This is a genomic window from Paracoccus aerius (assembly GCF_014656455.1).
GTDB classification, from domain to species: Bacteria; Pseudomonadota; Alphaproteobacteria; order Rhodobacterales; family Rhodobacteraceae; genus Paracoccus; species Paracoccus aerius.
Window position 1 is genome coordinate 28,695 of the sequence record NZ_BNCL01000020.1, and the last position, 13,310, is coordinate 42,004.

Below are 13,310 nucleotides of genomic sequence, written 5' to 3' on the forward strand. Positions count from 1 at the left end.
GATGAAGGCCTTCACCCGCGAAACCTCGACCGTCGCTTATGTTCCCGGCGTCAACTGCGACACCGACCAGATCATCCCCGGCCGCTTTCTCAAGGCCGACCGCGCCGAGGGCTACGACAAGTTCCTGTTCCACGACATCCGCCGCGACGCGGCCGGCAACCTCGACCCCCGCTTTCCGCTGAACCGTCCCGACGCACAGGGGGCCAGGATCCTGCTGGTCGAGGACAACTTCGGCTGCGGGTCGTCCCGCGAAGGCGCGGTCTATGCCCTGGCCGATGCGGGGATCCGTGCGCTGCTGGCACCCAGCTTCGGCGACATCTTCTTCAACAACGCGCTGAAGAACGGTATCGTCCCGGTCCGCCTGCCCGCCGCGGTTTGCGAAGCCGTGGCGGACCACCTGGCCGCCGACCCGCAAGCCACCGTCACCGTGGACCTGGAAGCCGCACAGGTGATCCTGCCCGGCGATCTTGGCGCCCACCCGATCACCATCGACGCCTTTGCCCGCGACTGCCTTCTGCAGGGCCTGGACGAGATCGAGATGACCTTCACCTACATGGACCGGATCGCGGCCTTCGAGGCCGAGAGGATGGCCCGGAACCCCTGGCTAGGGCGCTGATCGCGCCCGGCCCAAAGCCTTTACCGAGTCATATCAATAACAAGCAGGGAGACGACAATGACTTATACACTCAACCGCCGCGGCTTGCTGAAGGCGTCGGGCGCGGCCGCCCTTGTCAGCGGGCTGTCCGTGCCCTCGATCCTGCGGGCGCAGGGCCAGACCGTGAAGATCGGCGTGCTGGAGCCGTTGACCGGCAACCTGGCCTATAACGGCACGCAATGCGCGGCGGGCGCCAAGTTCGCGGCCGACGCGATCAACGCCGCCGGCGGCATCAAGAGCATGGGCGGCGCGCAGATCGAACTGGTCGTCGTCGATGCCCAAAGCCGCCCCGAAATCGCGGCCTCCGCCGTGGACACCCTGGCCGAGGCTGGCGTGGTGGCCTTCACCGGCGCAAGCGCATCGGCCCTTGGCCTTGCATCGTCGCAGGCGGCGGCGAAATACGACCTGGCGCAGGTGTTCTCGATCGGCACCGCCGAGACGATCGTGGAACGCGGGCTGCCCAACGTCTTCCGCTTCACCCCTGGCGTGAACAAATGCACCAGCGTCGCGCTTGAGAACCTCAAGCAGTTGAACGCGACCGCCGGTAACCCGGTCAAGACCGCTGCCATCGTCCACGAGGACGGCCCCTTCGGGTCGAACATGGCCAAGATCATGGCCGAGCAGCTTCCCCAGCAGGGCATCGAGGTGGTCGAGACGATTTCCCACCCCACGCCGCATCGCGATTTCAACAACATCGCGCTGCGCGTCAAGGCGTCGGGCGCGAACATCCTGATCCCGTCGAACTATCTGAACGAATACACGCTGATGGCCCGTGCCCTGCGCCAGCAGCGGGCGGAACTGATGGCGATCTATTCGATCCTGGGCGGGGCCGCGTCCAACATCAAGTTCGTGCGCGAGAACAACGACGTGGCGCAGTATGTGATGGACTGCAACCACTGGTACGACCCCAACAAGCCCGAATCGCAGGCGCTTGCCGCCAGCGTAGCCCAGGCCGGCCTGGACCTGACCTATGACGTGATGGTGTCCTATGCCACGATCCAGGTCATTGCCGACGCGCTGGAGCGCGGCGCCTCGACCGACCGCAAGGCGATGATCGAGACGCTGGCCGCGTCCACCTTCGACGGCTCGATCATGCCCTATGGCCCGACCAAGTTCGTCAACGGCGACAACGTCAATTCGCAGCCGGTGAACACCCAGATCCGCGGCGAAAAGATCGAGTTGGTCTTCCCCGAAGAATACGCCACCGCCGAGCCGGTCTTCCCGGTCCCGCAAGAAGGCTGATCCGACCAGGCCCCCGCCGGCAGGCGGGGGCCACCGGCCGACCCCTGACAAGCGAGAGTCCATGTCCAGCCTGATCCTGCCCGCCGTGCTCAGCGGCCTGACGATGGGGGCCATCTATGCGCTTGTCGCGCTTGGCCTGACCCTGATCTACGGTGTCCTGCACATCATCAACTTCGCCCATGGCAGCCTGCTGATGCTGGCGCTCTATGCGGCCTATTTCCTGTTCGTCCACATGGGCCTGGATCCTTATCTGGCGATCCCGATCCTGCTGCCGGCGTTCTTCTGCCTGGGCTATGTCCTGCAACGCTGGGTGATCGCCCCCATGAGCGGCGGGTCGGAACAGAACGTCCTGCTGGTGACGCTGGCGCTTGCGCTGATCATCGACAACCTGGCGCTTTACTTCTGGACGTCCAACACGCGCAGCGTGGACATCCCCTATGCCTATAACACCGTGGAGTTCCTGGGCGCCTATCTGCCGCTGGGCCGGGTGATCGCCTTTTTCGCGGCCCTTGCCGCCGCGCCCCTGCTGTGGCTGTTCATGACCCGCACCCGCACCGGTTCCGCCATCCGCGCCGTCGCCATCGAAAAGCGCGGGGCCGAGATCGTGGGCATCGACGTGAACCACACCTATGCCATCTGCTTCGGCATCGGCACGGCCTGCGTGGCGCTTGCCGCCTGCCTGCTGCTGCCGACCTTCTATGTGACGCCGCAGGTAGGCTACACCTTCGTGCTGGTGGCCTTTACCACCGTCGTCCTGGGCGGCATGGGCAGCCTGCCCGGCGCGCTGATCGCGGGGCTGCTGCTGGGGGTGATCGAATCCCTGTGCGGACTGTTCCTGGGCGAAAGCCTGGGCCAGATCGGGATCTTTGTCGCCTTTATCCTGATCCTGCTGTTCAAGCCCTCGGGCCTTCTGGGCAGGAGGGCCGCGTGATGAAACCGCAATCGATGGGACAGGCAGTCCTAATCGGCCTGGCGCTGATCTATCTGGCCAGCCTCTACTTCATGTCCTCGCCCGTCTGGATGGGCTTCACCATCAACGCGCTGATCGTGGCGGTCGTGGCGCTTGCCTGGAACATCACCGGCGGCTTCGGGGGCATGGCGTCCTTCGGCCATGCCGCGATGTATGGGACCGGCGCCTATGCCTCGGCCATCCTTCAGGTGCAGTACGGCATCAATGCCTGGATCGCGTTTGCGGCCGGGATCGTGGCGGGTGCGGCCATGGGCGCCTTCATCGGCGCGCTTGCCTTCCGCTATGGCCTGAAGGGGTCGTATTTCGCGCTTGTCACGCTGGCCTTTGCCGAGGTGCTGCGGATCTGCGCGTCGTCATTCGCCATCACCGGCGGCGGCAGCGGCCTGCAGTTGCGCCTTGAACCGGGGCTGTCCACGCTGCAGTTCAACGAGCGCGCCGTGGTCTATACGATCCTGCTGGTGATCGTGGCCCTGGTCATGGCGCTGACCGCATGGCTGAAATATTCGCGCTTCGGCGCCTATCTGATCGCCGTGCGCGAAAACGAGGATGCGGCCCGCGCCCTTGGCATCGACACCTATCGCATCAAGGTCAAGGCCATGGCGATTTCCGGCGCCTTCGCGGGGCTGGCGGGGGTGCTTTACCTGCAGGTCTGGCTGTTCATCGACAGCGCCGTCGTCTATGGCAGCGCCGTCTCGATTGAGGCGCTGATCGGCCCGATCATCGGCGGCGCGGGCACCGTTTGGGGGCCGCTGATCGGCACCCTGGGCCTGCACCTGCTGGGCGAGGGCGCGAAACACCTGCTGCACAACGCGCCGGGCCTGAACTTCGTTCTTTACGCGGTGGTCCTGATCTGCGCGCTGCGTTTCCTGCCGCAGGGCCTGATGGGGCTTGCCGCGCGCATCGGCACCTTCCGCAAGAAGGACGACGACAATGCTTGAGGTCCGCAACCTGTCCAAGAGCTTCGGCGGCCTGAAGGCGGTCAGCGATGCGTCCCTGGATGTGCCGGAAGGCGGCATCGTGGGCCTGCTGGGTCCGAATGGCGCGGGCAAGACCACCTGCTTCACCATGATCGCAGGCTTTACGAAGCCGGATCATGGCAGCGTCCGCTTCAACGGTCAGGACGTTACCGGCCTGCCCCCGCACCGCATCTGCGCGATGGGCATGATCCGCACCTTCCAGATCGTGCAGCCCTTCGCGGGCCTGACGGTCCAGGAAAACATCGCGGTCGGCGCATACCTGCACCACCATGACCGGGCCGAGGCGATGGCCGTGGCGCGCCAGGTCGGCAAACGGCTGGGCATGGGGGCGATGCTGGATCGCCCCGCGTCGTCCCTGACCATCGCCGGTCGCAAGCGGCTGGAACTGGCCCGTGCGCTTGCCACCGGCGCGAAACTGCTGCTGCTGGACGAGGTGATGGCGGGCCTGATCCCGTCCGAAGTGTCGGAAATCGTCGGCATCATCCGCCAGATCCGCGACGAGGGGCATACCTTCCTGATGATCGAACACGTGATGCAGGCCGTGATGAGCCTGGCCGAGACCGCCTATGTGCTGAACCACGGCAAGATGATCGCCCATGGCACGCCCCGCGAACTGGTCCAGGATCCCGGCGTGGTCGAGGCCTATCTGGGCCACGGCGCCGCCGCCCGCCTGCAGGAGGGACACCATGCTTGAGATTTCCGGCATCCGCGCGGGCTATGGCTCCATGGCCGTGCTGCAGAGCATCGACATGCGGGTCGAGGCAGGCGAGATCGTGGCCCTGCTGGGGTCGAACGGGGTGGGCAAGACCACGCTGAACAACGTCGTCTCGGGCTTCATCCGCCCCACGGCGGGCGAGGTGCGCTTTGACGGCACGCGCATCACCGGCATGAAGCCGCGCGACATCGTGGCGCTTGGCATCGCACAGGTGCCCGAAGGGCGCAAGATCTTCCCCAACCTGTCGGTCGCGGAAAACCTGGAACTGGGTGCCTTTCGCCGTGCAACGGCCAACCGCAAGCAGAACTTCGACCGCATCTGCACGATCTTCCCGCGCCTGCGCGAACGGCTGGACCAGCTTGCGGGCACGCTGTCGGGGGGCGAACAGCAGATGCTGGCGATCGGGCGCGGCATGATGTCCGAACCCAAGCTGCTGATCCTGGACGAGCCGTCCCTGGGCTTGTCCCCCCTGATGGTCGAGGAGATGTTCGGCCTGATCGGGCGCATCAACGACGAAGGCTGCGCGGTGCTGCTGGTCGAACAGAACGTGATGCAGTCGCTGAACGTCGCAAGCCGGGCCTATGTGATCGAACAGGGCCATCTGGTGATGCAGGGGGATGCCGCCGGGATGCTGGCCGACCCGCAGCTTCGCCAGGCCTATCTGGGTCTTTGACGACCCGCCCGCCGGGCGCGCGTCGTCCGGCGGCACAACAGACGCAAACGGAGAACGAAGAAATGTCGCTGACACGCACGCGCCGCCTGCGCCAGGCCTTGGCGGGCGAACGGGCCGTCATGGCCCCAGGGGTGGTTGACGCCATGTATGCCCGCCTTGTCGCCGAGGCGGGATTCGAGGCCATGTACATGACCGGGGCCGGCACCTCGGCCACGCGTCTTGGCTATCCCGATGTGGGCCTGCTGACCATGACCGAGATGGTGGACAATGCCACCCGCATCGCCGATGCATCCGACCTGCCGTTGATCGCCGACGCCGACAACGGCTTCGGCGGGCCGCTGAACGTGCGCCGGGCGATCCAGCTTTACGAACGCGGCGGGGTCGCGGCGGTCCACCTTGAGGACCAGGTGCTGCCCAAGCGCTGCGGCCACCTGTCGGGCAAGCAGCTGATCAGCGCGGAAGACATGGTCGCCAAGGTCAAGGCCGCCGTGGACGCCCGCGTGGACCCCGATTTCGTGGTCATCGCCCGCACCGACGCCCTGGCGCTGCACGGCCGCAACGCCGCCTTCGACCGGGCCGAGATGTATCGCGAGGCGGGCGCCGATGTGATCTTCATCGAAAGCCCCCTGCCCGACGACCTGCCGCACATCGCGCCGCGCTTTCCGGGCATCCCGCTGCTTTACAACATGGCGACCTCGGGCAAGACGCCGTTCCTGACGCGCTCGGAAATCGAGGCCTTGGGCTTCAAGCTGATCATCTATCCCAACTGGCTGTTGCTGTCCGCCTGCGAAGCCGCGCGCCAGACGCTCGAGGTGCTGAAGCGCGAGGAAACCATCGCCTCGGTCGCCCCCCATGTGATGAGCTTCAAGCAGTTCTTCGACACCGCCCGCATGGCCGAGGTCCAGGAACTGGAAGCCCGCTACGGCACGCCGGAAAACAGCCGCACCGACTATTGACCAACGAAGGAAAGATCTGATGGCCGTTCTGTCCGCCGCTGGCGTGGATTTCGATTTCGAGGTGCCGGTCGTGGTCGTCGGCGCGGGTGCCTGCGGCCTGGTCGCGGCGCTTGCCGCCCGCGACGCGGGACAGGAGGTGATGATCCTGGAACGCGACGACAATCCGCAAGGCTCGACCTCGCTGTCCGCCGGGCTGATCCCGGCGGCAGGCACAAGGCTGCAGCGCGAGGCCGGGATCGACGACGATCCCGACCTGTTCGCCGCCGACATCGTGGCCAAGACGCACGGCCATGCCCCGCAGGACATGGCGCTGCTGGCGGCAAGGATCTCGGGACCGATGATCGACTGGCTGATGGACAGCCACGGCGTGGGCTTTCGGCTGGTGACGGGCTTTCTTTATCCCGGCCATTCGCGGATGCGGATGCACGGGCCGGACAGCCGCACCGGGGCCGACCTGGAACAGGCGCTGCTGTCGGCGGTGTCGCGGGCGGGCATCGACCTGCTGACCGGCGCCTCGGTCGAGGATCTGTTCGTGGATGGGACAGGCCGCGTGACCGGCGTCCGCTTCCGCCGCCCAGACGGCGCGATGGAAACGCTGGGTTGCAAGGCCCTGGTCCTGGCCTGTTGCGGCTTCGCGGGCGATGCGGACATGGTGCGCCGCCACATCCCGGAAATCGCCGATGCCGAATGCTGCGGGCACCTGTCGAACACGGGCGACGCGGTGAAATGGGGCGCGGAATTGGGCGCGCAACTGGCCGACATGGGCGCGTATCAGGGCCACGGATCGGTCGCTCACCCGCACGGGCTGCCGCTGACCTGGGCGGTCGTCACGCAGGGCGGCATCCTTGTCAACACGGACGGCCGCCGCTTTTCGAACGAGATGCGCGGCTATTCCGAACACGGGGCCGAGGTCGCGGCGCAGCCCGGCCATGTTGCCTGGGACATCTTCGACGCCCGCTGCGAGGAAGCCGCGCTGGATTTCCACGACTATCGCGAGATCCGCAAGCTGGGCGCGGTGAAGTCCGCCGACACGGTCGAGGATCTGGCCGCCGCGACCGGCCTGCCGCTGGATGCGCTGCAGGCGGAACTCGACGGGATCTCCGCTGCAGCAGCCAACGGCACGCCCGACCGGCTGGGCCGCAGCTTCGCACCCGATCAGGTGCTGGCCCCGCCCTATCGCACGGTCAAGGTGAACGGCGCGCTGTTCCACACCCAGGGCGGTCTGGTCATCGACCACGACGCGCGGGTTTTGCGAACCGACGGCACGCCGCTGCCGAACCTGATGGCGGGGGGTGGCGCGGCGCGCGGCCTGTCCGGCGATTCCAACTATGGCTACCTGTCCGGCAACGGGCTGCTGTCGGCCACGGCCTTCGGGCGCCTGGCCGGCATCACCGCCGCGCGCATCGCGGCAGGGGGCTGAGGCGAATGGAGAAGACGATGAAGAACGTCCTGGTGATCGTCCCCTTCCCGATGGGCGACGAGGATCTGGCCCGACGGCAGGCGCAGATGGGTGCCGTGGACCTGGGTCCGGGGATCGAGTTCCATTACCGCCCGGTGCGCATCGGACCCAAGAACTATTCCAGCCAGCACGACATGGCGCTTGCCGACTTCTCGATCCTTGACGCGGGACTGGACGCGCAGGCGCAGGGGTTCGATGCCGTCTGCATCGACACCATGTCCGACAGCGGCATGGCGATGCTGCGGTCGGTGCTGGACATCCCGGTCATCGCACCGGGGCGGCACTCGATGCTGGTCGCGCAGATGCTGGGCGAGAAATTCTCGATCCTGATGATGTGGGATCGCTGGAAGATGCTCTACACCAAGACCCTGGGCGAGTTGGGGATGGAGCACAAATGCGCCTCGATGCGGTCCATCGGCGTGACGCCCGACAACAAGGCGCTGCTGTCGGGGAAAGAGGATCAGGTCTTTCCGCTGCTGCTGGACGCCGCGCGCAAATGCATCGACAAGGACGGCGCCCAGGTGCTGATCCTGGGATCCACCACCATGCACGAGGCGCATGACTGGCTGGCAAGCCGCCTGGACGTGCCGGTCATCAATCCCGGCCCGCTGACCTACATGCTGGCCTCGGTCGCGCTTGACCTGGGGCTGACCCATTCCAAGGCCACCTGGCCCGCGCCGCTGGCGCCCAAGCACGCCATGATCCGCGCCATCGGCGCCGCCGGGGCCACCTTCCTGGAGGACCGCGCATGACCCGCATCCTTGTCATCGTCCCCTTCGCCCTTGACGCCGAGGGCATCCGCAACCGGGAGGCGCAGTCGGGTTACGTCCCCCTGCCCGCCGACTGGGAACTGACCTATCGCCCCGTCACCTGCGGACCCACCTCGTTCATGTCGCCCCACGACTGGGGGCTGATGGACATGGCGATCTTCGAGGCGGGCTGCACCGCCCAGGACGAAGGCTTCGACGCGGTCTGCATCGACACCATGTCGGACAGCGGCATGGTCATGCTGCGGTCCGTGCTGGACATTCCGGTGATAGGCGCGGGCAAGGCATCCATGCTGTATGCGCTGACCCTGGGCGGGCGGTTCTCGGTCCTGGCGCAATGGGAACCGGCCTTGCCGCGCTATCGCAAGGCGATCCGCGAATACGGCTTCGACCGGCAATGCGCATCCGTCCGCAGCTTCGATCAGCCGCCGGATTTCGCGAACCTGCTGGGCGGGAAAGAGGACCAGGTCTTCCCCCGGATGCGCGACGTCGCCATGCGCTGCATCGAGGAGGACGGGGCCGAGGTGATCTGCCTGGGGTCCATCACCATGCATCAGGCGGGCGAATACCTGGCCGCGAACCTGCCGGTTCCCGTGGTGAACCCCGGTCCCCTGACCTACAAGCTGGTCGAGACCTTTCTGGCGCTTGGCCTGCGCCATTGCCGCGCCGCATACCCTGGGCCGGTCGAACCGCGCTTGGACATGCTGCGGGCGATGATGAAGGCGGGCGCGCAGGCCGAAGCCCAGGCAAAGGGCTGATATGACGGACGCCGCGCGCATCCTGTCGCTTGCCGCCGCGCGCAGCGACTTCGGCGCCCTGCCCCAGCAGGAGCAGGCGGTCTGGCGCGACTTCATCCTCGACACCCTTGCCGTCATGGCGGCAGGGGCCGCGCATCCCTCGGTCAGCGTCGCGCGCAGCGCCTTGGTGGCTGCCGGCGGCGTCGGGCCGGCCTCCGTCATGGGATTTGCGCAGGGTGCGTCGGCAGGAACCGCCGCCCTTGCCAACGGCATGGCGATGACGGTGCTGCAGCTTCAGGACGGCCACCGCCGCGCACGCGGTCATCCGATGAGCCATGTCCTGCCTGCCGCCCTTGCCGTGGCCGAGGAAACGGGTGCCACGACCGGCGAGTTCCTGAACGCCGTCGTGGCGGGCTACGAGGTTTCGGCCCGCATCGGCGCGGCGCTTGGCGGGATGCAGCCGCTGCTGCACGACACGGGCACCTTCGGCTGCATCGGCGCGGCTGTCGCCGCCGCGTTCATTCTGGGACGAGGCCTTGAACATCCGGCACGCGCCCAGCTGGTCGAAGCCGCCATCGGCAATGCCGCCGCCGTGGCGCTGTTCCCGTTTCGCGACACCTGCATTGAAGGCGCGGGGGTGCATCACCTGTTCGTTGGCCTTGGTGCGCAGAACGGCATCACCGCCGCCCGCGCAGCGCTTGCCGGTCTGTCGCCGTCACCCGCAACCCTGGAACGCTTCTTCGGGCCGCGCGCCGGGGAAGGGTTCGACCCTGCCCTGCTGACGCAAGGCATCGGCCCGGACGGGTGCTGGTCACGGTCCGAGATACTTTCGGCCTATCTGAAATGGCATCCGGTCTGCGCCCATCTGGGGTCGATGCTCGACTGCATCGAGGCGCTGCGCGACAGGCCCGAGGGGATGGACCCCGACCGGATCGCAGCCGTCACGATCGAAGTCTATTCCACGGCGCTGCAATACGATTCCCCCGACCCCCGTACCGATCTTGCCGCGCGGTTCAGCTTTCGTCATGCGGCAGCATTGTCCCTGTGCCTCGGCCCGCTGCGCCATGACGGCTTCTCGCCTGACCGGCTTGCACGCCCCGAGGTTCAAGCCATGGCGGCGCGTGTCCGGCTGGTCACGGATCCCCGACTGGATGCGCTTTATCCCGAAAACCGCCCGGCCCGCGTCACGCTTGACCTGACCGACGGCAGCCAGGCGCAGGCCGAAGTCAGGGCCCCCAAAGGCGACAGTGCCCGCCCGCTGACCCGGGCCGAAGTGCAAGCAAAGGCCGCGGTGCTGATGCAGGCCGCCTGGGGCGACGACGATCCGTTCCACCGGATCGTCGCCCTGCTGGACAGGCCGCCCCCCGATTTGCCGCAGCAGCTCGGCCGCGTGCTGGGCCGGGGCTTCGCGCCCTAGCCCGGCTGAGAACCGTCCAGCAGGAAATCCTTGCCCTGCTCGCGCTTCAGCGAGACGCGGTATTCATAGCGGTCGGCGCAATACAGGATCTCGGCGGCATAGAAGGCCACCATCCGGTCGTTGAAGAAAAAGCGGTTCACACGCATCAGCGGCGCGCCGATGGGCACCTGCAAAAGCTGGGCCGCGTATTCATCGGCAAGCGTCGCGGTCAACACCTGTTCGACCTGCTCGACCACCGCCCCTTCGCGTTGCACGAGGTCGATCATGTTCGTCGTCGCCAGATCGTCGCGCGTCAGCCCCGCGCCCACCTCGGGCAGCAGATAGGCCATCGACAGCGAATAGGGCCGCTTGTCCAGATCGCGGACCCGGACCGATCTGACCAGCTCGGCCGTGGGCGCGATGCCCATCTGCGCGCAGATCCGGGGCGGCGCCTCGCCCCGGTCGAGGCTGACGACCTTCAGCCGCGTGCTTTGGCCCACCGTGTTGAGATAGCTGAACAGCCCGTTGATGTTGGACACCACCGCCCGGGTCAGGGCCGATTTCTGCGCGCGGTCGGTGACAAAGGTGCCGCGACCGCGCATCCGGGTGATCAGCCCTTCGGCCGACAGCATCTCCATCGCCTTTCGCATGGTGATGCGGCTGACGCCGAAGCTGACGGACAGCTCGGCCTCGCTGGGCACGGGGATGCCGTCGGGATAATAGCCGTTCACGATCCGCTCTCGCATGACCGCATAAATCCGATGATAAAGCGGGGTCGGGGAATTCGCCTTGCTCATGTCCGCGTCACCTTGCCGAGGTCAGCCACTGCCGGAAGAACGCCTGGTCGATCGGGCGGTCTATCCGGCCAACCGATAGTCGAACATCCCGAGAAACGCACCGGGTCAGGCCCGTCGTCGGTGCAAAGCCCGCTGGACCGCGATCAGGCCTGCGTCGCGTTCGGCCTCCAGGTCGGCGATGCTGCGGCCCCCGGCTTCGGCCGCGATGCCTTCCACCAACTTGTCGCGGGTGGCGGCGTCCAGCCGCGGCTGCCCCAGATCCTGCCAACGCCGTTCCTGGCTGGGCCCCAGATGGTCCAGATAGTGTCCGATCCCGCCCGCCCCGCCGCCCAGGTGATACGCCATGTGCGCCCCCACCACGGACCATCGCAGGCCGGGGCCTTGGACAAGCGCGGCATCGATCTGGTCGACGTCGGCGATGCCTTCGGCCACCATGTTGACCGCCTCGCGCCACAAGGCCGAGGACAGGCGGTTGGCGATATGGCCCACGGCCTCGCGCCGCAGGAAGACCGGATGCCGGCCCAGGCTGCGGTAGAACGCGGCTGCGGCCTGAACGCGATCGACGTCGTGACCGAAAAGCTCGACCAGCGGCATCAGATGCGGCGGGTTGAAGGGATGGGCTGTGATCAGTCGCGACGGGTCGGCCATCCCGGCCGACAGGTCCGACCACACCAGCGACGAGGTGCTGGAGGCGACAGTGACGCCTGCCGGTGCCACATCTTCGACCACCGCATAGATGCTGCGCTTCAGCAAGGTCCTTTCCGGTGCGTTCTCTTGAACCCAGGCCGCCTGCCGCACCGTGTCCTCGAGTGTCGCGGGCAGGTCCAGCCGGCCAGCCGCAGGAAGGCCGGGAAAGAGTTCAGCGACCTGCGCCATCGGATTTCGCAGCTTGTCGACGAGGGATGACCGCAAATCCGGGTTTGGTTCGAACAACGAGACGTCGTAACCGAAGGAAAGGAACAGCGCAGCCCAACTCGTGCCGATCAGCCCACCGCCGATCACGGCGATCTTGGCACCGCTTCTCAGACTTTCCTGCATCCTTGCCTTCCCCCCTGTTCTTTATCATCCATCGACTTCAGATAAGGATCAATGGCTTTTAGTAATAAACTTATGATCTTTAGGTTTTGAATATCTGCCTGTGTGCTGTGCTCTGCCGCACAGTCGTCACACGTTCATTGAGAGCCCTTTGGGCTGATAGGTTTTGGTTTGGGGTGTGGCAAGCGCGCCGGGTGCTTTGCCATCACACGGCTCGCGCGCGGCGCGGTTCTGCAGGTGTCTTAATGCCAGTGAAGACTGCGTCCTGACCTGGTCATGGTCGTGGCGCCGGATTGCGGCGGGCATCGGCAGGCTGTCAAAGATCTCTTTGTCCAGGCGCTTGTCGTCCGGGCTGCCGTTGAATGACTCGATGTAGCCGTCCTGCGGCGGCTTTCCGGGATCGATGTAATGCCATTCCAGGCCGTTTTCGTTGGCCTACTTCAGGCACCAACAGACCTTCCTCGCAGCAAACCCGGTCGAGCTTCTTTTCGTTCATCACCATGCCCTTGCATTCAAGCATGATGCCCATGCGCCCATAGCAAAAGCGGCGACGCTTATCGGCGATCTTGCGCATTTCCTTGCGGATCCTCGGGTGTCGGGCGGCCGTTCGCGCTGCACCACCCTCGGACCGGCACCGATCAGGACGCTGACCCCGCGTCGTGGGATCGGCTGGTCGCGCACTGCCCGCGCAACGGCGCCCCGCCGCTGCATTGGCTTCGTCAGGGCCCAGCAACGGTCCTTGGATCAGTGGCGTTTCCGTGGCTTCAATCCCGGAAAATCCGTCAGCACCACGTTATCGAGAACGGCATCGGACAGGTCTATCCCGCCATATTTGGCCTTCAGCTTGTAGAAGGTTGCGGGGCTGGACCCGTGTTCGCGGCAAGATCAGCAGTGGGCAAACCAGCCCACTGTTCTTTGATCATTTCGATAA

13 protein-coding genes and 1 pseudogene are annotated in these 13,310 nt (G+C 66.2%); 11 read left to right on the plus strand and 3 right to left on the minus strand.

Annotation, left to right across the window (positions count from 1 at the left end):
- Window position 1: 1 nt before the first annotated feature.
- From leuD to IE224_RS17340, 11 genes are all read left to right on the plus strand, one after another.
- On the plus strand, window positions 2–616 hold the full coding sequence (gene leuD, locus IE224_RS17290) for a 3-isopropylmalate dehydratase small subunit (protein WP_191312228.1): 615 nt from the start codon (window positions 2–4) through the stop codon (window positions 614–616).
- Between the two features lie 57 nt (window positions 617–673).
- Window positions 674–1,897 carry an ABC transporter substrate-binding protein gene (locus IE224_RS17295; protein ID WP_191312229.1) on the plus strand — a complete coding sequence of 408 codons (1,224 nt, stop codon included), beginning with the start codon at window positions 674–676 and terminating at the stop codon, window positions 1,895–1,897.
- 61 nt (window positions 1,898–1,958) lie between these two features.
- Window positions 1,959–2,828 (plus strand): branched-chain amino acid ABC transporter permease, encoded by an 870-nt coding sequence (locus tag IE224_RS17300; RefSeq protein ID WP_191312231.1) that lies wholly within the window; start codon window positions 1,959–1,961, stop codon window positions 2,826–2,828.
- The gene (locus IE224_RS17305) at window positions 2,828–3,805 is read left to right on the plus strand and encodes a branched-chain amino acid ABC transporter permease (RefSeq protein WP_202380134.1); all 978 of its coding nucleotides are present in this window, start codon (window positions 2,828–2,830) and stop codon (window positions 3,803–3,805) included. The genes IE224_RS17300 and IE224_RS17305 overlap by 1 nt, the downstream gene beginning before the upstream one ends.
- Window positions 3,798–4,538, plus strand: a complete 741-nt coding sequence (locus tag IE224_RS17310) for an ABC transporter ATP-binding protein (RefSeq protein WP_191312233.1) — start codon at window positions 3,798–3,800, stop codon at window positions 4,536–4,538. The genes IE224_RS17305 and IE224_RS17310 overlap by 8 nt, the downstream gene beginning before the upstream one ends.
- Complete coding sequence (locus tag IE224_RS17315; protein WP_191312235.1) at window positions 4,531–5,232, plus strand: ABC transporter ATP-binding protein; 702 nt, start codon at window positions 4,531–4,533, stop codon at window positions 5,230–5,232. Before IE224_RS17310 ends, IE224_RS17315 begins: the two co-directional genes overlap by 8 nt.
- Before the next feature lie 62 nt (window positions 5,233–5,294).
- Window positions 5,295–6,188, plus strand: a complete 894-nt coding sequence (locus IE224_RS17320; RefSeq protein WP_191312237.1) for an isocitrate lyase/PEP mutase family protein — start codon at window positions 5,295–5,297, stop codon at window positions 6,186–6,188.
- 19 nt (window positions 6,189–6,207) lie between these two features.
- Window positions 6,208–7,608 carry an FAD-dependent oxidoreductase gene (locus IE224_RS17325; protein ID WP_191312239.1) on the plus strand — a complete coding sequence of 467 codons (1,401 nt, stop codon included), beginning with the start codon at window positions 6,208–6,210 and terminating at the stop codon, window positions 7,606–7,608.
- A 17-nt stretch (window positions 7,609–7,625) separates the two neighbouring features.
- On the plus strand, window positions 7,626–8,399 hold the full coding sequence (locus IE224_RS17330) for an aspartate/glutamate racemase family protein (RefSeq protein ID WP_191312241.1): 774 nt from the start codon (window positions 7,626–7,628) through the stop codon (window positions 8,397–8,399).
- A complete protein-coding gene (locus tag IE224_RS17335) occupies window positions 8,396–9,172 on the plus strand; it encodes an aspartate/glutamate racemase family protein (RefSeq protein WP_191312244.1) in 777 nt (258 codons plus the stop codon). Before IE224_RS17330 ends, IE224_RS17335 begins: the two co-directional genes overlap by 4 nt.
- A 1-nt stretch (window position 9,173) precedes the next feature.
- Window positions 9,174–10,568, plus strand: coding sequence for an MmgE/PrpD family protein (locus IE224_RS17340; protein ID WP_191312246.1), 1,395 nt, complete (start codon window positions 9,174–9,176; stop codon window positions 10,566–10,568).
- Here the strand turns inward: IE224_RS17340 and IE224_RS17345 are convergent.
- From IE224_RS17345 to IE224_RS21425, 3 genes and pseudogenes are all read right to left on the minus strand, one after another.
- Window positions 10,565–11,344 (minus strand): GntR family transcriptional regulator, encoded by a 780-nt coding sequence (locus IE224_RS17345; protein ID WP_191312248.1) that lies wholly within the window; start codon window positions 11,342–11,344, stop codon window positions 10,565–10,567. The genes IE224_RS17340 and IE224_RS17345 overlap by 4 nt on opposite strands.
- A 105-nt stretch (window positions 11,345–11,449) precedes the next feature.
- On the minus strand, window positions 11,450–12,382 hold the full coding sequence (locus IE224_RS17350; protein WP_191312250.1) for a 3-hydroxyacyl-CoA dehydrogenase NAD-binding domain-containing protein: 933 nt from the start codon (window positions 12,380–12,382) through the stop codon (window positions 11,450–11,452).
- A gap of 126 nt (window positions 12,383–12,508) precedes the next feature.
- A pseudogene (locus tag IE224_RS21425) lies at window positions 12,509–13,302 on the minus strand (integrase core domain-containing protein).
- Between the last annotated feature and the right edge of the window lie 8 nt (window positions 13,303–13,310).

Excerpts from the sequence above, each read along its gene's own strand:
- IE224_RS17330 (WP_191312241.1), top strand. The coding sequence starts at position 7,626 with ATGAAGAACGTCCTGGTGATCGTCCCCTTCCCGATGGGCGACGAGGAT.
- IE224_RS17315 (WP_191312235.1), top strand. The coding sequence starts at position 4,531 with ATGCTTGAGATTTCCGGCATCCGCGCGGGCTATGGCTCCATGGCCGTG.
- IE224_RS17325 (WP_191312239.1), top strand. The coding sequence starts at position 6,208 with ATGGCCGTTCTGTCCGCCGCTGGCGTGGATTTCGATTTCGAGGTGCCG.
- IE224_RS17340 (WP_191312246.1), top strand. The coding sequence starts at position 9,174 with ATGACGGACGCCGCGCGCATCCTGTCGCTTGCCGCCGCGCGCAGCGAC.
- leuD (WP_191312228.1), top strand. The coding sequence starts at position 2 with ATGAAGGCCTTCACCCGCGAAACCTCGACCGTCGCTTATGTTCCCGGC.
- IE224_RS17335 (WP_191312244.1), top strand. The coding sequence starts at position 8,396 with ATGACCCGCATCCTTGTCATCGTCCCCTTCGCCCTTGACGCCGAGGGC.
- IE224_RS17350 (WP_191312250.1), bottom strand. The coding sequence starts at position 12,382 with ATGCAGGAAAGTCTGAGAAGCGGTGCCAAGATCGCCGTGATCGGCGGT.
- IE224_RS17345 (WP_191312248.1), bottom strand. The coding sequence starts at position 11,344 with ATGAGCAAGGCGAATTCCCCGACCCCGCTTTATCATCGGATTTATGCG.
- IE224_RS17305 (WP_202380134.1), top strand. The coding sequence starts at position 2,828 with ATGAAACCGCAATCGATGGGACAGGCAGTCCTAATCGGCCTGGCGCTG.
- IE224_RS17300 (WP_191312231.1), top strand. The coding sequence starts at position 1,959 with ATGTCCAGCCTGATCCTGCCCGCCGTGCTCAGCGGCCTGACGATGGGG.
- IE224_RS17295 (WP_191312229.1), top strand. The coding sequence starts at position 674 with ATGACTTATACACTCAACCGCCGCGGCTTGCTGAAGGCGTCGGGCGCG.
- IE224_RS17310 (WP_191312233.1), top strand. The coding sequence starts at position 3,798 with ATGCTTGAGGTCCGCAACCTGTCCAAGAGCTTCGGCGGCCTGAAGGCG.
- IE224_RS17320 (WP_191312237.1), top strand. The coding sequence starts at position 5,295 with ATGTCGCTGACACGCACGCGCCGCCTGCGCCAGGCCTTGGCGGGCGAA.